Origin of the sequence: Synechococcus lacustris str. Tous, from assembly GCF_003011125.1 — a bacterium.
In the GTDB taxonomy this organism is placed as follows: Bacteria; Cyanobacteriota; Cyanobacteriia; order PCC-6307; family Cyanobiaceae; genus Synechococcus_D; species Synechococcus_D lacustris.
The window spans coordinates 1-24,444 of sequence record NZ_PXVC01000011.1; the positions used below are offsets into that span (position 1 = coordinate 1).

The 24,444-nt window shown below is 53.6% G+C and carries 25 protein-coding genes; 17 read left to right on the forward strand and 8 right to left on the reverse strand.

From position 1 onward, the window contains the following. The 4 genes from acsF to fmt form a co-directional block, all read left to right on the forward strand. Positions 1 to 567: magnesium-protoporphyrin IX monomethyl ester (oxidative) cyclase (gene acsF / locus C7K08_RS04085; protein WP_106499381.1), on the forward strand; the 567-nt coding region annotated here is incomplete at its 5' end. Between the two features lie 6 nt (positions 568 to 573). Further along, the gene (locus C7K08_RS04090; protein ID WP_106499382.1) at positions 574 to 1,989 is read left to right on the forward strand and encodes a TldD/PmbA family protein; all 1,416 of its coding nucleotides are present in this window, start codon (positions 574 to 576) and stop codon (positions 1,987 to 1,989) included. 1 nt (position 1,990) lies between these two features. Further along, complete coding sequence (locus tag C7K08_RS04095) at positions 1,991 to 3,343, forward strand: TldD/PmbA family protein (RefSeq protein ID WP_106499383.1); 1,353 nt, start codon at positions 1,991 to 1,993, stop codon at positions 3,341 to 3,343. Positions 3,344 to 3,376: 33 nt separating this feature from the next. Continuing rightward, positions 3,377 to 4,345, forward strand: coding sequence for a methionyl-tRNA formyltransferase (gene fmt, locus C7K08_RS04100; RefSeq protein WP_106499384.1), 969 nt, complete (start codon positions 3,377 to 3,379; stop codon positions 4,343 to 4,345). A 110-nt stretch (positions 4,346 to 4,455) separates the two neighbouring features. Here fmt and C7K08_RS04105 read toward each other — a convergent pair whose 3' ends face one another. Continuing rightward, positions 4,456 to 5,244 carry a TerC family protein gene (locus C7K08_RS04105; RefSeq protein WP_106499385.1) on the reverse strand — a complete coding sequence of 263 codons (789 nt, stop codon included), beginning with the start codon at positions 5,242 to 5,244 and terminating at the stop codon, positions 4,456 to 4,458. A 55-nt stretch (positions 5,245 to 5,299) separates the two neighbouring features. Between C7K08_RS04105 and C7K08_RS04110 the strand changes: the two genes are divergently transcribed. From C7K08_RS04110 to C7K08_RS15855, 3 genes are read left to right on the forward strand one after another with little or no spacing between them, the layout of a single operon-like run. Continuing rightward, the gene (locus C7K08_RS04110) at positions 5,300 to 5,992 is read left to right on the forward strand and encodes a hypothetical protein (protein WP_106499444.1); all 693 of its coding nucleotides are present in this window, start codon (positions 5,300 to 5,302) and stop codon (positions 5,990 to 5,992) included. A 39-nt stretch (positions 5,993 to 6,031) separates the two neighbouring features. Then, entirely contained in the window at positions 6,032 to 9,538 is a 3,507-nt protein-coding gene (gene mfd / locus C7K08_RS04115) for a transcription-repair coupling factor (RefSeq protein WP_106499445.1), read from the forward strand. A 51-nt stretch (positions 9,539 to 9,589) separates the two neighbouring features. Further along, the gene (locus C7K08_RS15855; protein WP_106499386.1) at positions 9,590 to 9,793 is read left to right on the forward strand and encodes a hypothetical protein; all 204 of its coding nucleotides are present in this window, start codon (positions 9,590 to 9,592) and stop codon (positions 9,791 to 9,793) included. A 19-nt stretch (positions 9,794 to 9,812) separates the two neighbouring features. Here C7K08_RS15855 and C7K08_RS04125 read toward each other — a convergent pair whose 3' ends face one another. From C7K08_RS04125 to C7K08_RS04140, 4 genes are read right to left on the reverse strand one after another with little or no spacing between them, the layout of a single operon-like run. Beyond that, the gene (locus C7K08_RS04125) at positions 9,813 to 11,171 is read right to left on the reverse strand and encodes a S41 family peptidase (protein ID WP_106499387.1); all 1,359 of its coding nucleotides are present in this window, start codon (positions 11,169 to 11,171) and stop codon (positions 9,813 to 9,815) included. A 35-nt stretch (positions 11,172 to 11,206) separates the two neighbouring features. Further along, a complete protein-coding gene (gene ispG, locus C7K08_RS04130) occupies positions 11,207 to 12,406 on the reverse strand; it encodes a (E)-4-hydroxy-3-methylbut-2-enyl-diphosphate synthase (protein WP_106499388.1) in 1,200 nt (399 codons plus the stop codon). Next, a complete protein-coding gene (locus C7K08_RS04135; RefSeq protein WP_106499389.1) occupies positions 12,403 to 13,035 on the reverse strand; it encodes a uracil-DNA glycosylase in 633 nt (210 codons plus the stop codon). Before C7K08_RS04135 ends, ispG begins: the two co-directional genes overlap by 4 nt. Further along, positions 13,032 to 13,403, reverse strand: a complete 372-nt coding sequence (locus C7K08_RS04140) for a VOC family protein (protein ID WP_106499390.1) — start codon at positions 13,401 to 13,403, stop codon at positions 13,032 to 13,034. The genes C7K08_RS04135 and C7K08_RS04140 overlap by 4 nt, the downstream gene beginning before the upstream one ends. Before the next feature lie 29 nt (positions 13,404 to 13,432). Here C7K08_RS04140 and C7K08_RS04145 point away from each other — a divergent pair, with 29 nt between their 5' ends. From C7K08_RS04145 to C7K08_RS04165, 5 genes are read left to right on the forward strand one after another with little or no spacing between them, the layout of a single operon-like run. Beyond that, entirely contained in the window at positions 13,433 to 14,605 is a 1,173-nt protein-coding gene (locus C7K08_RS04145) for a pyridoxal phosphate-dependent aminotransferase (protein ID WP_106499391.1), read from the forward strand. Positions 14,606 to 14,661: 56 nt separating this feature from the next. Further along, positions 14,662 to 15,528 (forward strand): putative selenate ABC transporter substrate-binding protein, encoded by an 867-nt coding sequence (locus tag C7K08_RS04150; RefSeq protein ID WP_241537034.1) that lies wholly within the window; start codon positions 14,662 to 14,664, stop codon positions 15,526 to 15,528. Then, positions 15,528 to 16,274: an ATP-binding cassette domain-containing protein gene (locus tag C7K08_RS04155; protein WP_106499392.1), complete on the forward strand. Its 747-nt coding sequence runs from the start codon at positions 15,528 to 15,530 to the stop codon at positions 16,272 to 16,274. The genes C7K08_RS04150 and C7K08_RS04155 overlap by 1 nt, the downstream gene beginning before the upstream one ends. Continuing rightward, entirely contained in the window at positions 16,274 to 17,848 is a 1,575-nt protein-coding gene (locus C7K08_RS04160) for a PhnE/PtxC family ABC transporter permease (RefSeq protein WP_106499393.1), read from the forward strand. The genes C7K08_RS04155 and C7K08_RS04160 overlap by 1 nt, the downstream gene beginning before the upstream one ends. Positions 17,849 to 17,872: 24 nt before the next feature. Further along, positions 17,873 to 18,658 carry a sigma-70 family RNA polymerase sigma factor gene (locus tag C7K08_RS04165; protein WP_106499394.1) on the forward strand — a complete coding sequence of 262 codons (786 nt, stop codon included), beginning with the start codon at positions 17,873 to 17,875 and terminating at the stop codon, positions 18,656 to 18,658. Here the strand turns inward: C7K08_RS04165 and C7K08_RS04170 are convergent. Beyond that, positions 18,621 to 19,358 carry a DUF92 domain-containing protein gene (locus tag C7K08_RS04170; RefSeq protein ID WP_106499447.1) on the reverse strand — a complete coding sequence of 246 codons (738 nt, stop codon included), beginning with the start codon at positions 19,356 to 19,358 and terminating at the stop codon, positions 18,621 to 18,623. The two genes, C7K08_RS04165 and C7K08_RS04170, sit on opposite strands and share 38 nt — an antisense overlap. A 38-nt stretch (positions 19,359 to 19,396) precedes the next feature. On the opposite strand from C7K08_RS04170, the gene C7K08_RS04175 reads away from it, so the two are divergent. Genes C7K08_RS04175 through C7K08_RS04185 form a run of 3 tightly spaced genes read left to right on the forward strand, consistent with a single transcriptional unit; the run spans position 19,397 to position 21,428 of the window. After that, positions 19,397 to 19,618, forward strand: coding sequence for a DUF3104 domain-containing protein (locus tag C7K08_RS04175; RefSeq protein ID WP_106499395.1), 222 nt, complete (start codon positions 19,397 to 19,399; stop codon positions 19,616 to 19,618). Between the two features lie 55 nt (positions 19,619 to 19,673). Then, positions 19,674 to 20,978, forward strand: coding sequence for a site-specific integrase (locus C7K08_RS04180; protein WP_106499396.1), 1,305 nt, complete (start codon positions 19,674 to 19,676; stop codon positions 20,976 to 20,978). A gap of 57 nt (positions 20,979 to 21,035) precedes the next feature. After that, complete coding sequence (locus C7K08_RS04185; RefSeq protein WP_106499397.1) at positions 21,036 to 21,428, forward strand: hypothetical protein; 393 nt, start codon at positions 21,036 to 21,038, stop codon at positions 21,426 to 21,428. Here the strand turns inward: C7K08_RS04185 and C7K08_RS04190 are convergent. Together C7K08_RS04190 and C7K08_RS04195 are read right to left on the reverse strand one after the other, a co-directional pair. Then, positions 21,387 to 22,175, reverse strand: coding sequence for an RsmE family RNA methyltransferase (locus C7K08_RS04190; protein ID WP_106499398.1), 789 nt, complete (start codon positions 22,173 to 22,175; stop codon positions 21,387 to 21,389). The two genes, C7K08_RS04185 and C7K08_RS04190, sit on opposite strands and share 42 nt — an antisense overlap. 11 nt (positions 22,176 to 22,186) lie before the next feature. Further along, a complete protein-coding gene (locus tag C7K08_RS04195) occupies positions 22,187 to 22,630 on the reverse strand; it encodes a DUF3531 family protein (RefSeq protein WP_106499399.1) in 444 nt (147 codons plus the stop codon). 39 nt (positions 22,631 to 22,669) lie between these two features. Between C7K08_RS04195 and C7K08_RS04200 the strand changes: the two genes are divergently transcribed. Both C7K08_RS04200 and hslO read left to right on the forward strand, forming a co-directional pair. Then, the gene (locus tag C7K08_RS04200; RefSeq protein ID WP_106499400.1) at positions 22,670 to 23,320 is read left to right on the forward strand and encodes an ABC transporter ATP-binding protein; all 651 of its coding nucleotides are present in this window, start codon (positions 22,670 to 22,672) and stop codon (positions 23,318 to 23,320) included. Then, positions 23,313 to 24,209 carry an Hsp33 family molecular chaperone HslO gene (hslO, locus tag C7K08_RS04205; RefSeq protein ID WP_106499401.1) on the forward strand — a complete coding sequence of 299 codons (897 nt, stop codon included), beginning with the start codon at positions 23,313 to 23,315 and terminating at the stop codon, positions 24,207 to 24,209. Before C7K08_RS04200 ends, hslO begins: the two co-directional genes overlap by 8 nt. Positions 24,210 to 24,444: the final 235 nt, after the last annotated feature.

Genomic DNA, 24,444 nt, shown 5'->3' on the forward strand with positions numbered 1-24,444 from the left:
ACTTATTTATCTGAGAAAATCGGTTACTGGCGTTACATAGCAATCTATCGCCACCTTGAGCAAAATCCAGATAGTAAGATATTYCCAATCTTTAATTTCTTTGAAAATTGGTGCCAGGATGAAAATCGYCATGGTGATTTCTTTGATGCCCTGATGAAAGCCCAACCTGCCACTGTGCGGGGTTTTCAGGCAAAACTTTGGTGTCGTTTCTTTCTGCTGGCTGTTTTTGCCACCATGTATGTGCGGGATGTGGCCCGYAAAGATTTCTATGAAGCCCTTGGTTTAGATGCWAGGGAATACGACAAATATGTAATTGCTAAAACCAATGAAACCTCAGCTCGGGTTTTCCCTGTGGTGCTCAATGTGGAGCACCCGCGTTTCTACGAACGTTTAGAGCGCATCGTTCAACACAACCACGCCTTAGATGCAGCAGATCAGGCWAATGCCCTGCTGCCTTTGAAATTTGCCCGCAAGCTGCCCCATTGGCTTGGCAATGTATGGGAGATGGGCCGTCTTTTCTTTGCGGCACCGATCCCCAGCAATCGTTTTCAACCCGCCATTCGTTGAGCACCTGTGAGTTTTCTTGATTCCCAATGGCAGGGGCGCCTTGAGCTCCTGCTGGCCGCTGGCCGCAGTGCTGGCGCTGAGCTGGTTGAAATTTTTCTTGAGCGCTTTGATCGCCTCAGCGTTTTGGCTGAGCAGGAAAGGGTTACCAGTGTGAGCCCCTCTTTGGGTTGTGGTGCTGGCATCCGTGTATTCCACGGCGAAGCCAATGGTTTCAGGGATGGTTTTGTTAGCACCACCGACCTAAGCGAAGCCGGTTTATTCCAAGCCCTCGATCAAGCCCTTGGCATGCTYGGTTTAGAGCGTGGYGGCCAAAGCGGCCCTAGTTTTGCCGGCCTTGCCCCCCTAAGGGATTACGGCTCTGGCAAGCAGGAWTGGTTGGTCCAATGCCCTGGGGTGCAGGTGAGCGCCGATCGTTTGCTTGAAGGCACSGCCATGCTYRACAAGCACGGCCGTTGTTTGCAGGCACGCCGGGGTAGCTATTCCCGCGATTGGCAAGAGGTKTTGGTGGCTGCCAGCGATGGCACCTTCAGCCGCGACCTCCGTTTGCATCAAACCTTGGGCCTAAGTGTGCTGGCGGCCGATGGGGACCATCGCTCCAGTGTTGCCCGTCGRTTTGGCAGCTCCGATAACCCAAGCGATTTAAWCGAATGGGATGCCGATGCCGCCGCCCGCGACATCAGCGCCAGCAGYGCCACCATGCTTTATGCCGATTACATCGAAGCCGGTWCCTACCCGGTGGTGCTGGCAAATCGTTTTGGTGGTGTGATCTTCCATGAGGCCTGCGGCCATTTGTTGGAAACCACCCAAGTGGAGAGGGGYACCACCCCATTTGCCAACAAGATCGGTGARGCAATTGCCCACAGCTCTGTTACTGCTGTTGATGAAGGCCTTTCACCCCAATCCTTTGGCAGCCTTGCCATGGATGATGAGGGCCTTGAACCCCAGCGCACCACCTTGATTGAAAATGGCATCCTCAAGGCCTTTCTCTCAGATCGGGCTGGCGAAATGCGCACCGGCCATGCCCGCACCGGCAGTGGCCGCCGCCAAGGTCATTCCTTTGCTGCTGCMAGCCGCATGCGCAACACATTTATTGCCGCTGGTGCCCACACCCCTGCTGAATTGATTGGTTCCATTGATAAGGGTCTTTATTGCAAGGTGATGGGCGGCGGCAGTGTGGGCCCCACCGGTCAATTCAACTTCTCGGTGGAGGAGGGGTATTTGATCGAAAATGGCCAGCTTGGTAAACCAGTTAAGGGGGCAACTTTGATCGGTGATGCTGAAACAGTGATGCCACGCATCTCAATGTGCGGCAATGATCTCGATCTGGCCGCTGGCTTTTGTGGTTCCGTTAGCGGCAGTGTTTATGTAACTGTGGGCCAACCCCATATCAAGGTTGATTCMATCACTGTTGGGGGGCGTTGAGATGCTTAATCCCCARCAATTACATGACCAATTAACTGCCCTTGCTAAGCAAGAAGGTATTCAGCAGTGGGATATGGGTGCTGCCAGCGGCACCGATGTRTCGGTTCAGGTAGATCGAGGCGAGCCAAAACAACTCAAGGGTGCCCAACGCAGTGCCGTAACAGTTAGGGCCTGGACCAKTGATGGAAGGGTGGGGATCACAAGCAGCACTGATTTATCCGAGGAAGGTCTTGCCCAAGCCCTTAAGGGTGCAAAGGAAGCCAGTGCMTTTGGWGATTTGGAGGAGCCCCCTGGGCTTTCCTGCCGWTCCMTTGAGCCATTAACGCCCCTAGAGMGGCCKGTTTTGCCCCTTAGGCCGATCCAAAGCCTGTTGCAAACRTTGCTGCAGGCTGAAAAGGAGTTGTTGGATTTCCAYCCTGCGATTAACACCGTTCCCTACAACGGCCTTTCCGAGCGCAATGGCGAAAGTGTTTATCTAAATAGTCTTGGTGCCCAACGCCATCAAATCAGCAGCTCCTCCGCCTGCTACCTATACGCCAGAGCAGAGCAGGATGGCCGTAAACCCCGCAGCGCCGGTGCTGTGCGTTTGGCCTATGGATCTGAAGGCCTTGATGTGCAGGCATGTATTAAAGAAGCAGCTGAATTAACCATTAGCCATCTCGATTATTCCGCCATTGATACAGGCCATTACACCTGCATATTTAGCCCAGAGGCATTCCTTGATTTGATCGGTGCATTTAGCAATATTTTTAATGCAAGGGCCGTACTTGATGGCTTGAGTTTGTCTAACCGTGATTCCCTTGGTAAACCATTGGCGGTGCCATTCCTAAACCTTTGGGATGATCCGCTCCACAGCGCAAATCTTGGTGCTTCCAACTTYGATGGCGAGGGCACACCAACGGCACCATTAACTCTCATTGAAGCTGGTAATTTGGCCCATTTCCTGCACAGTGAAGGCACCGCCAGGCAGTTTGGTGTGGCCCCCACCGGCCATGCGGGCATGGGSGCCAAGGTGTCTGTTGGCCCAGATTGGTTTGTGGTTGCCCCCACCCCTGGTGCTGGCGTTGGTGATAGCCATCTAAATCGCCAYAAAGCCGATGGGGTGGTGTGGATCGATTCCCTATCTGCYCTCCATGCGGGYGTGAAGGCAAGCCAGGGTTCCTTTTCACTGCCCTTTGATGGTTGGCTTGTTAAAAATGGCGAGCGCCATTCGATTGAAGCAGCAACRGTGGCCGGTGATATTCGCACCGTTTTGAATTCAATCCTTGCCCTAGAGGGGGAACCATTRGTTACWCCGGGTGGAATCTGYCCCCATGTGTGGGTTGAAGGTTTATCGATAACTGGTGAAGCCTGATTTTTTAAGCAACTTGATGTTGCCTTTATTGCCGTGAAGGTGTTGTTTTGGGGCACCCCCGCCTACGCCATACCAACCCTTGAGGCCCTMTTTGATGGCGGCCATCAAATWGTTGGTGTGGTTACCCAACCCGATCGCCGCCGCGGCAGGGGTGGGGCATTGCAGGCATCAGCGGTAAAAACGCGGGCTTTGCAAYTGCAAACAACTGAGCCAATTCCWATCTTTAGCCCGGAACGGATTCGCAAGGAACCCCACACCCAGGCTGCCCTTGCTGCCCTTGGGGCAGACATAAACATCGTGGTGGCCTTTGGCCAGTTGTTGCCTCCGGAGGTGTTGGCTGCGCCCAGCTATGGCTCCTGGAATGGCCATGGTTCCTTRCTGCCCCGTTGGCGCGGGGCKGCKCCGATTCAATGGAGCTTGATGGCAGGCGACGGCGAAACCGGCGTGGGGATCATGGCGATGGAGGAGGGTTTAGATACGGGGCCAGTGCTTCTWGAGCGATCCCTTGRCATTGGTTTATTGGAAAATGCCAGCCAACTGGGGGAGCGCCTCAGCCGCCTCACAGCTGAATTAATGGTTGAAGCATTGCCGTTGATTAGCAGTGCCAATTTCAGCCTTAAGCCCCAAGCCGCTGAGGGCATAAGCCATGCCCGCCTGATTACCAAGGCTGATTATCAAATTGATTGGCAGCAACCGGCCCTGCAATTACATCGCCAGGTGATGGCTTTTTATCCTGGTGTGCATTGCGATTGGCGCGGCAAACGCATGAAATTGCTTGCTACTGAACCACTGGTGCAGCGCTTAGCTGGGCAGTTGAGCCCAGAGGCGGCTGAATTAACAAAACAGCAGTGGCCAAAAGAAACCCCTGGAACAGCGCTAAAGGCCATAAACGGCCTTGGCATGGTRATTGCCACAGGCGGTTGCCCCCTWTTGGTGCGCACTGCTCAATTGGAGGGTAAAACSCCAGCCAGTGGTTCAAATCTATTGCAGCAACTCAGCTGATCAGGCCCAGATCAACCGGCTCCAAGCCAAACAGCGGGCAATACTCACAACGCCTAGGCCAATGCAGATGGGGCAGTGCAATGGACCCATGAACTACCTCTCCAACCGCTTCAGCATAGTTTGCGGCGGTTGGTGAATCCCCATAGGAATAAAAGACCCACCAGGCTTAGTAGTAACCATTGCGGCAATTCGATAAAAGGCCAAAACACMCGCACTAATAATTGAATGCCAACCAAGCCAACGGCGATATAGCCTGCTGCTTCCAGCCTCGGGTAATTRTTTAATAGTTCAATAAATAAGTTAGAACTTAACCTAAGTGCCACCACACCAATTATRCCACCGGTTATAACAAGCCACAACTTATCGCTAACTGCAACGGCCGCGGCTACACTATCAAGGGAAAAGGCAAGGTCGGTGAGGGCAATGMTGATCGCGGTGCCAGCTAGTTTGCGATCAAAKCCAAATAAATTATCAGCGGATATTATGTTSGWGGAGTTRTTTAAWGATTCATYTATTGATTTATTCTCAAGTGATTTAGAATCTAATAATTCAGGTTCTGGTAATTCTACTTGCGATGAATTATTGATAAAATGATCAGCGCAAAGCCARAGTAGATATGCTGCACCTGCGGCCATTAATGGTTTAAAYCCTAGAACCCAGCGGGATACAAGGATCAAGCTAATTCGAAAAAACAAGGCAAAAACCAAGCCCAGATTGAGCGCTTGTTTTTGTTGGTTTTGGCTTTTTAAGCCCTTGGCGATTGCAGCCAGGGCAATGGCGTTRTCGGCTGATAGCACCACCTCCAATCCCACCAACACCGGCAGCAGCAGCAGCACCTCATGCCATTGGTCTGCTGCGGTAATTAGGGGCGTTAGGGAATCAAGGCTTGAAGCTTCCATCGCTGCAGCTTAGAAAGCATGGGTGCCGCTCCAAGCAGAAAAGGGGATCAGAAATATGCGTGCTGATTTAGCCACCCAGGTGGATTTGCTCCATGCCGATGGCCAGAGGGTGGTGGTGCGAGTGAGTTGCAGCAGTGGCGGGGTGCTGATTTCTGCCCTKGGTGAGGCCCCAGGGGCAGAGCAGGCGGAGGACCGCGCCYTAGCTCGTTTGCAGCAACGGCTTGCKAAWCCCACTGCCCCAGCGCCTGTTCAGAAAATCAGCTCACAACCTTCTTTGGCGCCAGTGGCAGTTGAACCAGCCCCCGAACCTGCTTCAGAACCAACGCCAGAACCAACGCCAGAACCTGAGGATTGGAGTGAGGAGCTCACCGCCGTTGAAATGGAATTGCAACGGCTCAATTGGGATCGCAGCAAGGAGGGTCAATACCTGCAACGGGCCTTTGGCCACAGCAGTCGCAGTCGTTTAGTGCGTTATGGCGATTTAGTGGCCTACCTAAAAGCATTGCGAATTYTGGAGCCACCCTTGGAGCCCACCGCAGCAGCCCTGCCYCTGCTGCGCCCAGCACTGCTTAAAACCAGTGATGAATTGCTGGGCCAATTGGCATGGGGRGCAGAGGAGGGGCGTGCTTTTTTGGTTGAACATTTCAGCCAAACCAGCAGGCAGCAACTCAGTGATGCCCAGTTGCAGRAGTTCAACCAATCCCTGCAGCAACTGCTGCTTAATGCCCCATCCCCCCAAACGGCTTGATCAGTTGCGAAGATCTGCAGCTGTGCAGTGCAATTTTCAATGCCTCTAACCGCCCTGGTGCGCCAGCTGGAGCAGGTGCCGCTWACGGCAGAGGTGTTGGAGCGCATCCGCAGGCCAGATCGCTTGCGKTTGCAGGGTGCCAGCCGAGCGGCTAGGGCCCTAACCACTTCAGCGCTGGCCTGCTGTGAAGGCGCCCCTTTAYTGGTGGTGGTGCCCACCCTTGAGGAGGCGGGCCGTTGGGCGGCCCTATTGGARTTAATGGGTTGGCCCACCACCCAGCTGTATCCCACCAGTGAGGGTTCCCCCTAYGAGGGTTTTGATCCCACCAGTGAAATCACCTGGGGGCAACTGCAGGTTTTAAGTGAATTGCTAGCCATTGATGGCGCCGGCAAGCGCAGTTGGCGCGGGGCAATTGTTGCAAGTGAAAGGGCTTTACAACCCCACCTGCCACCGCCTGCGGTGTTAGCCGAACAATGCCTGAGCTTGCGTAAAGGTGATTGCGTAAACCTGGAGCAATTGGGCGAAACCCTGGCGCGGCTTGGCTATGAACGGGTAGCAACGATYGAACAGGAAGGCACCTGGAGTCGCCGCGGCGACATTGTTGATCTATTTCCGGTGAGTGCTGAATTGCCGGTGCGGCTTGAATTTTTTGGGGATGATCTAGATAAGTTGCGGGAATTTGATCCCGGCACCCAACGCTCCCTMGATGGGGTGGAACTGGTGCGGCTCACCCCCACCAGCTATGGCCCCCTGGTGGCGCAAGCYCTGCGGGAGCAATTGCCAGATGGCCTTGAGCAGTTGCTCCAGCCAGARGCAATGGAGCAGTTATTGGCAGGGGGTACCCCTGAGGGTATGCGGCGCCTCATGGGTTTGGCCTGGAATGAACCCAGTTCATTGCTTGATTACCTGCCTGMACACACCCTGGTGGCCGTAGATGAACGGCGGCAACTATTAGCCCATGGCCAGCAGTGGTTCAACCATGTTGAACAACATTATCAAGATGAATCAGCGGAGCTGGCTGCATCACTACTGCCTAATTGTTTACACAAACCAATTGCTGCTGCCCTTGCTCAACTGGAGGCATTTGCTGGTTTTGACCTCGCTGAATTAGCAGAAACAGACAACCATCCAAATAGTTTYGAACTAGCGAGCAGATCGGTTACCGCCTATCCAAATCARTTCGGTAAATTAGCTGGATTGATTAAGGGTTTTCAACAAGATAAGGCGCGAGTTTGGTTGCTMTCGGCTCAACCGTCGCGGGCTGTTGCCTTATTAGARGAGCATAATTGCATYAGTAGGTTTATTCCAAACCCCCATGATTTTCCAGCYATTGAGCGTTTAATCGAGCAGAATACGCCGATTGCCTTAAAAACTAAAGCCAATGTTGAGTTGGAGGGCTTACAGCTTCCCGCCTGGCGCTTGGTATTAATAACTGATCGGGAATTTTTTGGCCAACATAATCTCACAGCCAGTGGTTATGTGCGGCGTCGGCGTAGGGCAGCCAGCCGAACTGTTGATCCAAATCGGATGCAACCCGGCGATTTTGTGGTGCATCGCAACCATGGCATTGGCAGATTTTTAAAATTAGAAAAACTTGCYATTGCTGGGGATGCTCGTGATTACCTAGTAGTGCAATATGCCGACGGTTTATTACGGGTAGCAGCTGATCAATTAGGAAGCCTTGGCCGTTTCAGAGCAAGCACAGATGCACCGCCAGAACTAAATCGCATGGGCGGTATCGCCTGGGCTAGGGCAAAGGAGCGGGCCCGTAAGGCCGTGCGCAAGGTGGCCCTTGATTTAGTGAAGTTATACGCCGAACGGCTYGAATCTCCAGGTTTTGCCTTCCCTGTTGATGGCCCATGGCAGCTGGAATTAGAGGATTCATTTCCCTATGAGCCAACCCCTGATCAAGTAAAAGCAATTGCTGATGTGAAGCGCGATATGGAAATAGCAAAGCCGATGGATCGCTTGGTGTGTGGTGATGTGGGATTTGGTAAAACAGAAGTGGCTATCCGCGCAATTTTTAAGGCGGTAACCGCCGGTAAACAATGCGCCCTATTGGCGCCCACCACCGTGCTAGCCCAACAGCACTGGCGCACCCTTAGTGAACGTTATGCCCCCTACCCATTAAAAGTTGCATTGTTAAATCGCTTTCGCACAACAACTGAGCGTAAGGAGATCCTSGCTGGCCTGCAGGAAGGCGCTATCGATATAGTTGTTGGCACCCATCAATTATTAGCYAAAGGCACACAATTTAAGCAATTGGGTTTACTTGTGGTAGATGAAGAACAACGTTTYGGTGTTACCCAAAAAGAGAAGATTAAGGTTTTACGTAAGGATGTKGATGTTTTAACCCTGTCGGCAACCCCCATACCCCGCACCTTGTATATGAGTTTATCGGGGGTGCGGGAGATGAGCYTGATAACTACGCCGCCTCCCCTGCGCAGGCCRATTAAAACCCACCTCGCCTCCTTGGATGAAGAGGCGGTTCGCAGTGCAATTCGCCAAGAACTGGATCGCGGCGGCCAGGTTTTTTATGTGGTACCCAGGGTKGAAGGTATCGAAGAAGTTGCAGGGCAGTTGAGGCAAATGTTGCCCGGTTTGCGTTTACTGGTGGCCCATGGCCAGATGCAGGAGGGCGAATTAGAAAGCGCCATGGTTGCATTTAATGCAGGCGAAGCGGATTTAATGCTTTGCACCACAATTATTGAAAGTGGGCTTGATATTCCACGGGTGAACACAATCCTGGTGGAAGATGCCCAGAAATTTGGTTTAGCCCAGCTCTATCAACTGCGGGGCAGGGTGGGTAGAAGCGGTATCCAGGCCCATGCCTGGTTGTTTTATCCAGGCGATGCTTCCCTCACAGAAGCGGCCCGTCAAMGGCTGCGGGCAATTCAGGAATTTGCCCAACTTGGCAGTGGTTATCAATTAGCCATGCGAGACATGGAAATCCGTGGTGTGGGCAATTTGCTTGGCGTGGAGCAAAGCGGCCAGATGGAAACGATCGGCTTYGATCTCTATATGGAAATGCTGCAGGAGGAAATGGCTGAGATTCGCGGCCAAGACATCCCAGCGGTAGATGAAACCCAGATTGATTTAACAATTACCGCGTTTATCCCTGCTGATTGGATTACGGAGGCAGATGAAAAACTAGCGGCCTACCGGGCAGCCGCTGATTGCATCAGCCGTGAAGCATTGCTGCAGYTAGCCAGTGATTGGATTGATCGCTACGGCGCCCTGCCGGCAGCGGTGCAATCACTACTTCAGGTGATGGAGCTGAAACTACTGGCCAAACGCTGTGGTTTTGCRCGCATCAAGCCGGAAAAACCAAATATTGCCCTCGAAACCCCCATGGAGGAACCTGCATTYMGGCGTTTGCGCCAGGGTTTACCAACCCATTTGCATGGCCGGCTTGTGTATCAAGCCGGCAGTGGCTCCACCGCCAAGGTGTTAGCCCGTGGCTTAGGGGTGCTGCCTGCCGATAAGCAATTGGAGGAGCTCAAAAACTGGCYGGAGCTGATGGCCGCCCAAATCCCTGGTAACTAATCGCCTCAGTTTCGCAAAAGTTCGTTACAATACGGCCAACGGAAAAAAGTAATGGCTGCGATTGTTGACCTCAGTGATGGCCTTGGCGCAGTGTTAGACCTTGGTGGCACTGCATCCGGCCTTGGTTTTTTGGTTTCTTTGCTCGCCTGCGCTGGCCTCGGCGTGTTCGCCCTGCTTCAACAAGATGGCAGCAACGACGACGACGACTCAAACCCGGGTGGCGGGATCATGCAACCTGTGGGAGGGGCGGCTTAAAAAGTAGTTCTTAAGCGAACTATTCTTCTCCAGCCCCTAGAGCTGCGGGAAGATTAGAGCTAGCTGGGTTATAAATTTTTGCTTTGATAACACCAGTGGAGGCAGCATTTAGCTGCTTGCTCAAAGTTGTTTCAGCAACTTTGTATTGCGGATCGCTCCTGGTTCCCAGCTGTTCAAATTTAAGGTTTCTTGCATCCTCTTCGCTGAGTTTGGCTGTGATATCTGGCTGAATGCCATATTTATGGATATCTCTGCCGCTAGGTGTAAGGTATTTTGCAATAGTTACCGTCATCCCGGAGCCATCGGATAGGCCCCTAACCGATTGCACCAAACCCTTACCAAAGGTTTTTTGACCAACTAAAACAGCTCGATTGTTATCCTGCAAAGCACCGGAAAGTATTTCACTGGCGCTGGCAGATCCTTCATTAACTAGAACAACAACCGGTGCTTTTGTGAGTGCTTTGCCGCCGGCGCGCTTTATATCCTGTACACCGTCGCGGGTTTTAGTGGATACGATCACCCCATCATCTAACCACTGGCGGGCGATTTCAACGCTCGCCATCAAGAGGCCACCTGGGTTGCTGCGTAAATCCAACACATAGCCCTGGGCGCCCTTATCCTCCAGTTCTTTTATGGCTTGGCGCATATCTTTTGTGGCATTGGCATTAAACTGCTTCAGGCGGATATAACCCACCTTGATGCCATCCGGGGTGGTATTTAATCTGCTATCAACAGCATGGATTTCGATGCGATCGCGAATTAGATCAACGCTGATAAGTTGACTTTTATTGCGGCGTAGTTGAATTGAAACTTTGCTTCCCGCTGGCCCGCGGATTAATTTCACCGCATCTTCGGTGCTCATCCCTTTAGTGCTCTTGCCATTTATTTGTGTGATCACATCTTTTGGTTTTACATCAGCCCTTGATGCTGGTGAACCATCGATGGGTGATACAACAATTAATTCTTTTGTGTCTTTGTCAAGGCTTAATTGAATGCCCACCCCGGATAGTTCACCGGAGGTGTCTATTTGCATCTCCTTGAATTCACGCGGATCTAGGAATCTTGTGTAGGGATCATCCAAGGTGGCAAGCATGCCGCGAATCGCTTCATAGGCATCTTTTGTATTGCCATAGCTTTTATTGAGCACATCCTTGCGCAGGGTTTTCCAGCGATCCTCGGTGTATTTACCAGTGGTATCGAGATAATCCCTAAATACGATCTGCCAAGCTTCATCCATCACCTCCTTGGGGCTATCGGAAATGATCGCAGCGGTGCTGCTGCCGATGATTAAATCGCTGCCAAGTACAACAACACCAGCTAAAGCGCCTGCACCAGCTAGGGCTAACAAAGCAATGCGGCGCACTCCCCTTTGGCTCATCGAGTTTTTCTAAGTCCCCTAAACGTAACGCTTATTCAGCCTTGGGGCTCTACCCAGCGGCCATCGGCTTTGATCAAGGCGATCAGTGCCTCCACACCCTCAGCCTCGGGCACGCGGCCTATCTCCTCGCGGCCCCGATAAAGGGAGATTGTTCCTGGTGTTTTACCCACGTAGCCGTAGTCKGCATCGGCCATCTCCCCAGGGCCATTAACAATGCAACCCATCACAGCAATATCCAAACCTGTGAGGTGATCGGTGGCGGCTCGCACCTTATGGAGCACCTCCTCCAAATTGAAAAGGGTGCGGCCGCAGCTGGGGCAGGCCACATATTCCACCATCGTTTTGCGCAGGCCAAGGGCTTGCAAAATGCCATAGCAAACTGGGATTTCCTTTTCCGGTGCCTCTGTTAGAGACACGCGAATCGTGTCCCCCAAACCATCGGCCAGCAGGGTGGCGATGCCAGCGGTGCTCTTGATCCGGCCGTAGTCGCCATCCCCCGCCTCCGTTACCCCCAGGTGCAGTGGGTAGTGGAAGCCCTCTTCATCCATGCGATGGGCCATGAGCCGATAGGCCGCCAACATCACTGGAGCCCGGGAGGCTTTCATCGAAATAATGATGTTATGGAAATCAAGGCGATCGCAGATCCGGATGAATTCCAAGGCGCTTTCCACCATGCCCAGGGGCGTATCGCCGTAGTTGAACAGCATCCGTTCCGCTAGTGAGCCGTGGTTAACACCAATGCGCAGGGCTTTGTCTTGCTGCTTGAGCAAACTCACCAGCGGTTCAAATGTTTCGCTAATCCGTTCGGCAATGGCTGCACTTTCAGCAGGGCTGAATTCAGTGCGATTGGGATCCGGCTTATCAAATACAAATAAGCCTGGGTTGATCCGCACCTTATCCACGTGGTTGGCCACCTCCARGGCGATCTTCATGCCGTTGTGGTGCACATCAGCCACAAGTGGAACGGGGGGGCCRCTTTTTTCCACTAGGCGCCGGATTTCWGCCACCGCTTTGGCATGGGCTAGGGAGGGCACCGTTAAACGCACTATTTCGCAACCGGCTTCCTGCAGGCGACGAATGCCGGCGCTGGCCCCCTCCACATCAAGGGTGTCTTCATTGATCATCGATTGCACCACCACGGGGTGGTCGCTGCCGATCCACACATCACCCACCCGCACGCTGCGGGTTTTACGGCGGTGGATAACCGTGTCAAAACGGGCCGGGAGGCCGGTCATGGTGTGTTGGCAGGTGTGCGAGCCAAACCATGGCACATTTCATCACCTTTGCGCAGCTGCGCGCACGCTTCGCTTAGGTCTTGGCGGGTTAAGTGCCTTGGTGAATCAGCTGCCAACGAGGCAAACCGCAGCAGATAGGAGGGGTGAAAAATTGCCCTATAGAAGCGTTCTTGCTTTTGATGCCAATGGCCCCGTTGCAGGCCAAGCTTGCCTTTRATGCCCAGCACTGCACTAACAGCCGTAGCACCAGCCAACAGGATCAGGCCAGGATTAATCAGCTCTATCTGCCCCTCTAGCCAGGGCAGGCACTGGCTGATTTCAGTGCTGCTTGGTTTGCGGTTACCGGGCGGACGGCACTTGATCACATTGCAGATGTAGAGATCGTTGTTGCTACAAAGGCCCGCCTCTTCAAGCATTTGCTCGAGCAGTTGGCCGGCACGGCCCCGAAATGGTTCGCCGCATAGATCCTCTTTTTGGCCTGGTGCTTCACCGATCAACATCAGCCTTGCTTTGGGATTACCCCGGCCCACAACAACTTGGTGGCGCTCTTTTGCAAGCGGGCAGGCTTGGCAATTGCTGCATTGCTGCGCTAATTCCGCCAGCAGGGCTTCCGTTTGTTTCAGGCTCATGGCTGGTTTTGGCTTACTTCGGCCGGCTCCAGAAGCAATAGTTTGTTGCCCTCCGGATCAGCAAGCCAGGCTTCACGGCCAAAGCTTTCCTGGCGGCTTGGCTCCAGCAATTGCCCCCCCAGCGTTAGGGCCAGAGCAATGGCTTGCTCGAGTTTCGTAACAGGAAGGCAAAGGGCGAGGCGACCCACCTGGGCCGGCTGGGGCCGCTGCCTGGAGGGGCAGTAAAACAGCAATTCGCCGGCACCAGCAAAGGCCACCAGCCAAATGGCACCTTTTTTAATTGCATTTTCATTGGCTAAAGCTGCATAAAAATGGGCCAAATCTGCTGGATTGTTGCTGGCGAGCACCCAAAAAGGACTGGCGTTCATGCACACTGGAACCGCTGGATTTTTTGCTGATGCTCTCGGTTCGGGCACAGGCCCTTAAGCCCTCCCTAACCCTGGCGATTGCCGCTAAGGCAAAGCAATTGCAAGCTGCAGGCAAGGATATCTGCAGCCTCAGTGCAGGCGAACCCAATTTTGATACCCCGGCCTTCATTCGCGAGGCGGCCACTCGGGCCCTTGAAAGTGGTGCCACCCGCTACGGGCCTGCGGCGGGGGAGCCGCAGCTGCGGGCAGCTATTGCAGCCAAGTTGGCCAGGGCCAATGGCATGGTTGTAACCCCTGAACAGGTATTGGTTACCAATGGCGGGAAACAGGCCCTCTACAACCTGTTTCAGGTGTTGCTTAACCCCGGCGATGAAGTGCTTTTGCCGGCGCCCTATTGGCTTAGCTATCCGGAGATGGCCCAACTGGCTGGGGCCAGCGTTCGAGTAGTTCCCAGTGCCGCAACGGATGGCTTTCGGCTTGATCTGCAGGCTTTAGAGGCATTGATTACGGAGCGAAGCAGGTTATTGATTCTCAATACTCCTTCCAATCCCACTGGCTTGGTGTTGCAGCAGCATGAATTGGAGGCGGTGGCTGAATTGCTAAGGCGCCATCCCCAATTAGCTGTTGTTTGTGATGAGATCTATGAATTCCTATTGGCTCCTGGCCAGCAGCACCACAGCCTGGCGGCATTAGCGCCTGATCTAGCCGAGCGGTTATTTGTGGTGAATGGTTTTGCCAAAGGTTGGGCCATGACCGGCTGGCGCCTTGGCTACCTAGCTGGCCCCCTGCCTGCGCTTAAAGCTGCCATTGCCCTGCAGAGTCAGTCCACCAGCAATGTGTGCACCTTTGCTCAATTTGGTGCCCTTGCCGCCCTTGAGGCCTCCCTGGATTGCGTTGAGGAGATGGCAAAAAGTTTTTCAGCCCGCCGCGCCCTGCTCACCAAGGGGTTGCAGCAATTGCCCGGTTTGGTGTTGGTGCCCCCCACCGGTGCTTTTTATGCATTTCCTGATGTGAGTGCCCATGGGCTTAATTCGCTGGATTTTTGTAATCAATTGCTGGATCAAGAGGGTTTGGCCCTGGTGCCTGGTGCTCCCTTTGGCGACGACAGATGTGTGAGGCTTTCCTGCGCCGTTAATAGTGCAACAATTGAAGATGGTCTGAATCGCCTGGGTCGCTTTTTAAGCAACCTGAATAAACCTTGAAACTACTTTTGTTTTTTTGGCTAGCGGCTGCAGCTGTAGGCCCGCTTACGCCAGCTATGCCATTGCAGGCTCAACAAAGCACGCCTGCCATAGCTGCAAAAAAAATATTGCGAATTAGCGCTGTACCAGATCAAAACCCAGAGAAACTGAATCGCCTTTATGGCTTGCTTGCTGAAGAGTTGGAGCAAAAGCTGGGCGTGCCCGTTAAATATGTGCCGCTGATTGATTACACGGCAGCGGTAACAGGTTTTCGCAATGGCGACTTGGATTTAGTGTGGTTTGGCGGCCTTACTGGCGTGCAGGCGCGCCTGCAAACCCCCGGGGCCCAGGTGTTGGCCCAGCGGGATGTGGATGCAGCATTTCATTCAATTTTCATTGGCAATGTAAATAGCGTTGCTGCAATCAAACCAATTCGTACTTTTAATGATCTGCAGCAGTTGAAGGGCAAAAGGTTTACTTTTGGCTCCGAAAGCTCCACCTCTGGCCGCTTGATGCCCCAATATTTTTTAGCTAAAGGTGGCGTGAAAATAACTGATTTTGCCGGGGGTGCCCCTGGTTTTAGCGGCAGCCACGACGCCACAATCGCCCTGGTGCAAAGCGGCGCCTACGAAGTGGGCGCCGTTAATGAGCAGGTTTGGCAAACAAACCTAAGGAAGGGGAATATTGATCGCACAAAGGTTGTTGCACTCTGGCGTACGCCCCCCTATCCCGATTATCATTGGGTTGCCCAGGGCAACTTAAACAAACGCTTTGGCCCTGGTTTTAGTTCTAAGTTGCAAAAAGCTTTGATTCAACTGCGCCCTTCTAATCCGCGGCAGCAACAAATTCTTGAATTATTTGGCGCCCGTCAATTTGTTGAAGCGCCTGCTTCTCAATATGGCCAAATTGAAGCGATTGGTAGAAATTTAGGCAAGATACGTTGATGTTGGAATTACGGGGGATTTGTGTGCCMGGTAGGCAGCGACCCCGTTTAAATAATTTAAGTTTTAGTTTAGCTAGTGGCGAACGGGTRGCGYTGCTTGGTGCCAGYGGTGCCGGTAAAAGYACYCTGCTGGCTGTGGCCAATGGCTYGATTAAACCCACTGCAGGGGTTGTGTATTGGCATGGAGAAGCCGCTGCAAATGGTGGCAGGCGATTGCGTCAGCAGGCTCGCATCGGCACCCTCTGGCAAGACCTGCGCCTGGTGGAGCAACTAACGGTTCAGCAAAGCCTTAATTGCGGTCGCTTGGCGGCTTGGCCCTGGCATTTGGTTTTACTAAATCTGCTCATTCCCCTTGAAACCTCAGCCTGCTCCAAGGTGTTGGCACAAGTTGAATTAACAGCTGATTTATTACCGGTGCCAATCATTCAACTCTCGGGTGGGCAACGGCAACGGATTGCTTTGGGGCGGTTGTTGCGGCAGGGGGCTGACTTGTTGTTGGCAGATGAACCATTAGCCCAGCTAGATCCACCGCTGGCGGCAAAATTATTGAACCTATTGCTCGAGCTGGGCTCTGCCCCGCGCGCTTTGTTGATGAGCCTGCATCGCCCCGATTTGTTGCAGGGTTTTGATCGGGTTTTGGGTTTGCGCTGCGGTGAATTGGTTTTTGATACTCACCCCGCTCGAATTAGCGCTTCACAGCTTCAGGATCTATATGAAAGTGATCAACATAAAAGCGACCAAACCTGATGCGTGTTCAGGCTGCTCCCGCCCTAGGCCTGCTGCTGCCAGCGCTGGTTTTTCTGCCGCTTGTTGCCCTCTTGCCAGGAGCCGTGCATGGCGGCGGTTGGCCCTTGATTGCTGCTTTTGGCATGGCGGCCCTACAGCCAAGTTTTACGCCAGCCCTTGTTGCTAATGCCTTCCATGGAATTGCGATCACCTTGGCGATTGCCCTTTGGTCGTGGTTATTGAGCATGGCGATTGGCTTAATCGCCGCTGTTTTTTCTTCTCCCACTGTTACCACCGCCCTTTGGGGTTGCCGTTGGCCCGCCCATTGGTTGCGTCGTCTGCTGGCAATCCCCCGGTCGTTGCATGAGTTGCTTTGGGGTTTGATCCTGTTGCAGTTGATCGGTTTGCATCCGGCCGTGGCGGTTTTGGCTATTGCAATTCCCTATGGCGCCCTGGTGGCAAGGGTGTTTAGTGATCAGCTGGAATCCCTAGATCAAAAACCATTTCAAGCATTGCAAGCAGCTGGGGTGGCCGCCCCTGCTGCTTTGTTTTCAGCCCTTGGGCCCAGCTTGCTGCCGGGCTTGCTCAGCTACGGCGGATATCGCTTTGAATGCGCCCTGCGTTCGGCCACCTTGCTGGGCGTATTTGGTTTGGGGGGTATTGGGGCTGATCTGCGGCTTTCGTTGCAGTCTTTGCAATTCAATGAAGCCTGGACCAGCCTATGGGCCCTGGCCCTGGTGATGTTTTCACTGGAGCAATTAATTGCCCTATGGCGAGCTAGATGTGTGCAGGGCAGGCATCTATTAATCCTGCTTGGTTGTTTGCTGCTACTGCTATTTCCAGCTGCCAATTTGCTTGATTTGCAATGGCAGGTATTACTAAATCCCTGGCGTTTGCTGCCAGCTGATCAGTTATTTCAGCTGCAGGGTTGGTGGCAACCTTGGCCCCAATTAATTGGCAGCACTGTTCTATTAACCATCACCGCTGCCTTGGCTGCCTTTGTGGCAACGCCATTGCTGCTTTTGTTGATTTGCCCTTGGCCGTGGCTCCAGCTGCTGCTGCGGGCCTTTGGTTTATTTGCAAGGTTAATGCCACCGCCATTAACGGCTTTGTTGCTCTTATTTGTTCTTAAGCCAGGGCTATTACCCGCTGTTATTGCCTTGGCTTTTCACAACGCTGGCATCCTGGGTCGCTTATTTCTAGAAGGCCTGGAATCCCAAGACCCACGCCCTGAACAGGCCCTATGGGCGGCGGGTGTGCCCAGGCGCCGGGCCCTGTTGATGGCTCGTTTTAATGGCCTAGCAACCAGCTACATGGCCTATGGCGCCTATCGGGCCGATGTGATCCTGCGGGAAACGGTGGTGGTTGGCCTGGTGGGAGTTGGCGGCTTAGGGGCTGTTCTTTTGGAGGCGCTCAGTTCTTTTGCTTGGGCTGAGCTGCTGCCGGTGTTGGTTGTTTATGCCCTGCTCACTTTGCTTGGGGAGGAATTGGCAGATCGTTACCGCCGCTCCCTTTTGTTTAACCACACCCAATTGGGGGGGGGGAGTACCCCCCAATTGGAGCTTTTGCCAAGGGGTGTGCCAGGGCCAGCTTGAAAGGGTTCCACTGCACCTGCAGCCATGGTTCCCCGCTCAAATCCCTATTCCCCTGCCACCCTTGCGGCCATGCATCGCAACTACGCCAGTAGCCGTTGCACCAGGCTGAGAAATCGTTTGGTAGAAGCCCATTTAAACCTGGTGCGCCAGCAGGCCCAGCGCCAGGCGCAACGCTGCAACCTTGGTTTCGATGACCTATTTCAAATTGGTTGTTTGGGTTTACTGGCGGCAGTAGAGGGATTTGATCCAAGTAAGGGCAATGCCTTCAGCACCTACGCGGTGCCTTTAATTTCGGGGCAAATGCGCCACTACCTAAGGGACCGGCATCAACCGATTCGCTGTTCCTGGCGGTTGCGCCAGTTGATGGCAAAACAGGAGCAGCTGCAACAGCAGCGCCAGCACCAGGGCTTGTTGCCGCTAACCGATGCTGCCTTAGCCCTACGGCTTGGTTGCACCCAGCAACGGCTGCAGCAGGCCCGGGAGCTGCACCACGCCTTGCAATGCACAAGTTTGGATGCCCAAAGTCAAAATGCTGATTCCCAGCAACAGCCAAGCCAGGAATTAGTTGATAGCAGGCCCGGGCCAGAGCAAAATTTGCTGTGGCAGGAATTAAATGAACGGGTGGCTGCCTTAGCCCCCGCTGATCAACACATAGTGCGGGCCTGTTTGATGGAGGGACGCTCCCAGCGGGAATTAGCGCGGGAGCTGCAGCTGAGCCCCTGCAAACTTTCCCGGCGTTTACATCGCCTCCAGCAAATGCTGAGGGAACAGCTCAGTGCAACAGCACCATGGCAAGCCCAGCTGCAATAACAGTTAGAAGCCCATTTACAGCTTCATTGCTAAGCCAGCTAACTCGGGGCTGTAGTTCAGCCCCGATCAAACTTTCAATTAGGCATGCAAAAAATGCCACCGCTGTTATCAGCGGAATTTGGCCTGCTGGTATCAGCTTTAGGGCCCAACCCACAGCAGAAAAAAGCAGTGAGCCCGCCAGGCTTGCCAGGGTTCCCTCCAAGCTCACTGCCCCATCGGTGCCAGGCGGCACTGGCTTCCACTGGCTCAGGCTCACGGTGCTGCGGCCCCAACGTTTACCGATTTCACTACCAAAGGTGTCGCCGAGTTTGGCGGCAAAACTGGCTATAAATCCACTTAACAGTAATTGCTTTGGAGCCCCTGGCAGCAGGGTGGCTAGGGCCAGCAGTGCGCCAGTGGCAGCGGAACCCCATACATTTTCTGGCCCCCTTCTTCCCCCACGCGCTTCGGCAATGCCGAGGGACTCTTTTTTGGCAAATCCGAGTTTGGTAACAGCTGATCCCAAGGCCAAATACAACACCACGGCCCACCAACCGCGCCAACCGATGCTTGCCGCAAGCAGGGTGCCTAGGCACCAGGCATGGAACCAACCCGCCTTAGTTAATAGGGGTAGGCGCTGCACCAAGAGGATCAACAAACCATTGATTAGGGCACTAGCTAGGGCGCCGGCGAGCCAACCCCCAACAGCTTGGCTGATCAGTTCACTTGTACTATTGTAATTCAAGTTGGTTTGCTCTGGTGAATTCCGTTAGCCCCTTGTTCCTTGCTGTGCGAGTTGGGGATGTGGTGGCGGTGGCRCCGCCGCGGCAGCAGGTTTTTTTGGCCCAGGTGATCTGCTGTGAGGGGGGTGCCCGCACGGCGGAGCCATCCCTTTTGCAGGTGCTGCGGGAAGACGACTTGGCCGTAATTACGGTAAATGCCGATTGGGTTATAGATCGCCTCGCCARCMGGYTAGTTTAAGGAAAGATTGTGCTTAAATTAAGAAAGCAGTAAGTAATGGGTTGCGCTGGGAGGGGTGAGTAATTCTGAGCCATTCATTTATCTGAAATATTCCGAGGGTTCACCCACGGGCTGGTGGTACGAACGGGTTGTGCCAAAGCTCCTAAGGCGGCCCTTGGGGCGCCGTAATTTTCGCCGCTTTCTGGGGGCCAACCTCAACCAGGCCCATTGGCGTTATCGGGAGGTGGATGAGGAGGTGCAAAGGCTATTGGGCTTAAGCACCGGCACCTTGCAGTTGCGCAAGCGGGAGGTGCGATTGGTGGCCAAAGATTGCGCCCGGGAATTCCAGCAGCAATATCCACCGGCAAGTGAATGGCAGCTTCCTGGAGAAGAGGATCTGGCTGAACTTTTGGTGAATGCTTTTCGGGCAAGGGGCCTGGTGCTTGATGCTGATTGCTTTCCTTTGGCTAGGGAAACCTTTTGCGCGCAATTACGCCAACCCTTGGATCACCACAAGCAACCGGGTGGCCCCACCACGGTGGCCGGTTGGGTGGCCCAACGCAGCCAGCGGAGCAATTCAGCCGTTGGCAGTGAATTGTTATGGCATCGGGAATTAAAACGCTTGCTCAGCTTTAGCGAAGTGAGCCTGCCGGCAGCTGTTAGTGAAGGTGCGGCCTGGCGCTGGCGTAATCACCTTTTTGCTAATGCCAGCACCAGCACTGCCCAAAAGCGCTTAACGGTGATTCGCGCTTTTTATGCCCAGGCCTATCGCCAGGGGATGGTGGCGATGAATCCCTTCGCTGGCCTTGAGCCCTTACCGCTTAGCCCAAGGCCTGAACCGAATTTGGCCCCAGCTTTTTTGCAACAGCTCGATGGCAGGTTTAAGGCTGATCCGATTTATCTAATGGTGCGGATACTCGGTTTGCGCAGCCTTGAAGTGGCCGGCTTAAGGCCGATCGATTGGGGGTTGCAACAGGGGCAGCCGGTGCTTTGGATTCGCAGTTGGGGATTGCAGAATGAAGGACGACCCTGTAGGGCTGGTCAAGAGCGCTGCTTGCCACTGCCTAATTGCCTGCATGGCCTCTGGAAGCAATGCAGCGGTTCGGCTGAAACTCCCCTCTGGGCGGAGGAAGGCGCCGATGGCATTAACCGCTTTGCCAAGCGGTGGGCCGCCGCTTTTCGCCGCCAGGGGGGCTGTAGTGCCAGTGCCTTGCGCCGCTACCGCCAAAGCCAATGGCAAATCAAGGGGGCTGATGGCCATGTTTTGAATCGCCTGTTGGGCACGCTTGCAGCTAGCCGCCAACCCGGATGGGATCAAGTGGAGGGCTTGGAGCCATGGCTGCAACTTGCGGCGGAAGAATTTGTTGTTGCACAGCCATAAGTAATTGCCAACAAAAGGCGCCTGCCCCTGATAATTAAATTCGGTTGGGCTTATCCCATGGTGTTAAACAAGCTTTTTGGCGGGCAGCGCAAGCCTTTCCTTGAAATATCGAAAGCGCCTGCCACGCCTGTGAATGTGGCGCCGGTGCAGCCTGTGGTTGAGGTGGAAGCCGAGCCTGCAATGGTGGCGGCCATTCAACTGAAGCAACCCCCATCAACCCAAAAGCAAGAGGAGCAAAAGCAAGCTGAGCAAAAGGAGAGCAAAGTACTCACCACGGCCCAGTTGCTGGCGGCTGAACGGGCCGAGGAGCAAGCAAAAGAAGTGGTTATTAGCAACGTAACTTTTGCAGCTGAACTTTTAAATCCCGCTAGTTCATTGCCGCGGGCAAGGCGCCTTCCTGGGGCGGCCTTAGCTGATTTCAAAGCGATGGCCGGGGAGATTCGCCGTTGACTTGTAGCCGTTGAGTTGCAGCCGTTGATGTTGCATCAGCGCTAAAGCGCATATCGCTGCAGTGGAGCAGCGCAACACTGTGCTGCTCAGGGTTATGGCCTTCCAGCCGGCGTTAACGGCAATTTGTAGTTCCGCTGGGCTCCATCCCCCTTCAGGTCCGCAGGCCAGCTGCCACTGCTGGGCCGCAACTGCGGCATGGCTTTGTAGCTCCTCTTGAAGTGAACAAACCCCTGCTTCTCTTGTAACACCAATCCACCTGCAAACACCTGCTGCAGCTGGGGATGCAAGGCCATCAAAGGCCAGCTTGGGCTGCTCGAGCAATGGCAACCAACACCTTTCACTTTGTTCTGTTGCTTCTTTTAAAATCGTTTTCCAGCGATCTATGCGCTGCTCACCGGGCTCCAGCAGGGAGTATTCAGCCTGCAAAGGCTGCAATTGATCCACCCCTAATTCAGTTGCCATGCGCAGCATTAAATCAAGGTCGCGCCTAAATAAACCAAACAACAAATTTATTTTTGGCGTAGCCGCTTGGATTGCAGGCAACTTTTCTAGCAGATTTGCAGATCCAGCATTACCTAAGCTGGCAAGATAGGTGCCACCACAGCCATCACAAATAGTGAAGCCCCCACCTGGCTTAAGCCTTAAAACCCTTTGCAGATAGTGCAATTCCCCTGGGTTTAAAGCAATGGAGTTGCTGGAAGTTGTTAATCGCTCTGGGGAGATAAGTAGGCGTCTTTGCTCAGCCATACAACTAAAACTTAGTTTTCAAAAAAGCGATCTTCGCTTTCTTCAACGGGCCATTCATCATTGAGGCCACCCACCTGTAATTCCTCGATTTGCAGTAGGTCGCGGTCGAGGCAACGCAGGGCATTTATCAACACATCTAAACCAACGCCATCGCTGGTGCCGAGATCAAGCCACACCCGCGCCCATTCGTTTTGATATTCAAATTCACCCATGTTGTGCATAACAGCCAGCAGGGAGGTTTCAGCTTCGTCGTTGTCGTAGGTCATCCAACTCACATCAGCCCCCTCCTCATGCACCTGCAGATTTTCGGCATTGAAGCCGCCAAGGCGGCCAAGGAAATACCAACAGTTGAAGGTTTCCTCTAGGTATTGGCGTTCCCCCTGGCCTGGCACGTTTGGAAAACGCAGCCAAAACCAACAATTGAAGGGATCGAAATCGCGGAAAGTTACCTGCATGCAGCCAAGCTAGGCACCAGTGAATGGATAGACCAGGCATTGCTGGAACTTGAAGCGATCACTTATCACCCAGCCAGCAGTGAAAAGGCGATCCTCGCTGGCTTGAATTTGCAGTTGCAGCTGGGTGAACCTGCCCTGGTGGCGGGCCGCAGTGGCAGTGGTAAGAGCAGCCTGTTGGATTTAATTGCTGGCCTTGCCAGCCCCGATGCCGGTGAGATCCGCTGGGAGGGTAGAGCTACCACTGCGCGGCAAAGGCGCTGGTTATGTGGGTTGGTTTTTCAATTTCCAGAACGTCATTTCCTTGGCCTCAGCGTTGCCCAGGAGTTGCGCATCGGCCATCGCCGGCTGCCATCCGAAAAGATTGAGGCGGTGTTAGCTCAAGTTGGTTTAGCTGGGATTTCTTTGCAGCAAGCACCAGAACAACTAAGCGGCGGCCAGCAGCGCCGCTTGGCCCTGGCGGTTCAATTGCTAAGGGATCCACCGATCCTGCTTTTGGATGAACCCACGGCAGGTTTGGATTGGTCGGTGCGGCACAACCTGTTGGAATTACTTGTTCCTTTGAGCCGTGAACGCTTGTTGCTGGTGGTTACCCATGAACCGGAGGCATTTGAAGGTTTAAGCCAACACCAATGGCACCTGGAGCATGGGCGCTGTTTACGATTAACTGATTCGAGCCCCATCCATGCCTGACCAGTTGGTGCGTGCCACGGCAGCCGGAGGTGGCATCCGCCTGGTGGCCATCAATACAACGGTTACAGCCCGTTATGCCAGGCGTCGCCATAACCTTTCCTACCTAACAAGCGCCCTCTTGGGCAGGGCGATGACCGCTGGCCTGTTGTTAGCCAGTTCGATGAAAGTTGCCCACGGCAGGGTGAACCTACGCATCCAGGGCGATGGACCCTTGAAGGGGGTGATGGTTGATGCCGGCAGGGATGGCACGGTGCGGGGCCAGGTGGGTACACCTGAGTTGGAGTTGGATCCAATTGGTGAACCAGCTCAATTTGATTTTGGTAGGGCTGTTGGGAAGGGTTATCTGCATGTGGTGCGTGATAAGGGCCAAGGCCCCCCATATAGCAGCACAGTAGAACTTGTTAGCGGTTGTATTGGTGAGGATATTGCTTCCTATTTACTTCATTCTGAGCAAACACCATCTGCGGTTTTTGTGGGCGAAACTATCGACAACAGCGGCATTCGCAGTGCTGGTGGTGTTTTGGTGCAGATATTGCCTAAGGCGGCTGAGGAACCAGCCCTGGTGGCTCTTTTAGAGGAGCGTTGCAGTGAAATAAGCCAATTCAGTAAGCGCTTGCATGCCTGCGCCGGCAACTTACATGAATTACTAGAAGATATTTTTCCTAAACTTGATCCTGTTTTAGTGGGTGGCGGCGAAGCAATTCAACCCATAAGTTTCCATTGTCCATGCACACGTAAACGCAGCCTTGAGGCGCTTAAGTTGCTTGGTTCTGAAGAGCTGGAAGATATGATAAAAGTAGATAACGGCGCAGAGCTAACCTGTCATTTTTGCAACGAAATATATAATTTTGATCGCAAGGAATTGGAGAATTTGATTAAATGTTTATAGATTGTTGGTGGTTTGCAATTAGCAACGTGGCTACCACGCGAACAGATGAAAAGGGTACGGTTTGATTTGATGTGATCAACTAAATTTGCTGCACTAGATAAGGCGCTGCTGCAGCCTCCAAAGGGCATTTGCTACCTCGGTGAGCATCAGGTCAACTGAGCAAGTGGCTTGCTTAGATCTATCAGAAAAGCCACTGCAAAGTTCTAGCAAATGTTGTGCCCATGGGTAATGCGCT

Excerpts from the sequence above, each read along its gene's own strand:
- C7K08_RS15855 (WP_106499386.1), top strand. The coding sequence starts at position 9,590 with ATGGCTGCGATTGTTGACCTCAGTGATGGCCTTGGCGCAGTGTTAGAC.
- C7K08_RS04125 (WP_106499387.1), bottom strand. The coding sequence starts at position 11,171 with ATGAGCCAAAGGGGAGTGCGCCGCATTGCTTTGTTAGCCCTAGCTGGT.
- C7K08_RS04140 (WP_106499390.1), bottom strand. The coding sequence starts at position 13,403 with ATGAACGCCAGTCCTTTTTGGGTGCTCGCCAGCAACAATCCAGCAGAT.
- C7K08_RS04145 (WP_106499391.1), top strand. The coding sequence starts at position 13,433 with ATGCTCTCGGTTCGGGCACAGGCCCTTAAGCCCTCCCTAACCCTGGCG.
- C7K08_RS04150 (WP_241537034.1), top strand. The coding sequence starts at position 14,662 with ATGCCATTGCAGGCTCAACAAAGCACGCCTGCCATAGCTGCAAAAAAA.
- C7K08_RS04160 (WP_106499393.1), top strand. The coding sequence starts at position 16,274 with ATGCGTGTTCAGGCTGCTCCCGCCCTAGGCCTGCTGCTGCCAGCGCTG.
- C7K08_RS04165 (WP_106499394.1), top strand. The coding sequence starts at position 17,873 with ATGGTTCCCCGCTCAAATCCCTATTCCCCTGCCACCCTTGCGGCCATG.
- C7K08_RS04185 (WP_106499397.1), top strand. The coding sequence starts at position 21,036 with ATGGTGTTAAACAAGCTTTTTGGCGGGCAGCGCAAGCCTTTCCTTGAA.
- C7K08_RS04190 (WP_106499398.1), bottom strand. The coding sequence starts at position 22,175 with ATGGCTGAGCAAAGACGCCTACTTATCTCCCCAGAGCGATTAACAACT.
- C7K08_RS04195 (WP_106499399.1), bottom strand. The coding sequence starts at position 22,630 with ATGCAGGTAACTTTCCGCGATTTCGATCCCTTCAATTGTTGGTTTTGG.
- hslO (WP_106499401.1), top strand. The coding sequence starts at position 23,313 with ATGCCTGACCAGTTGGTGCGTGCCACGGCAGCCGGAGGTGGCATCCGC.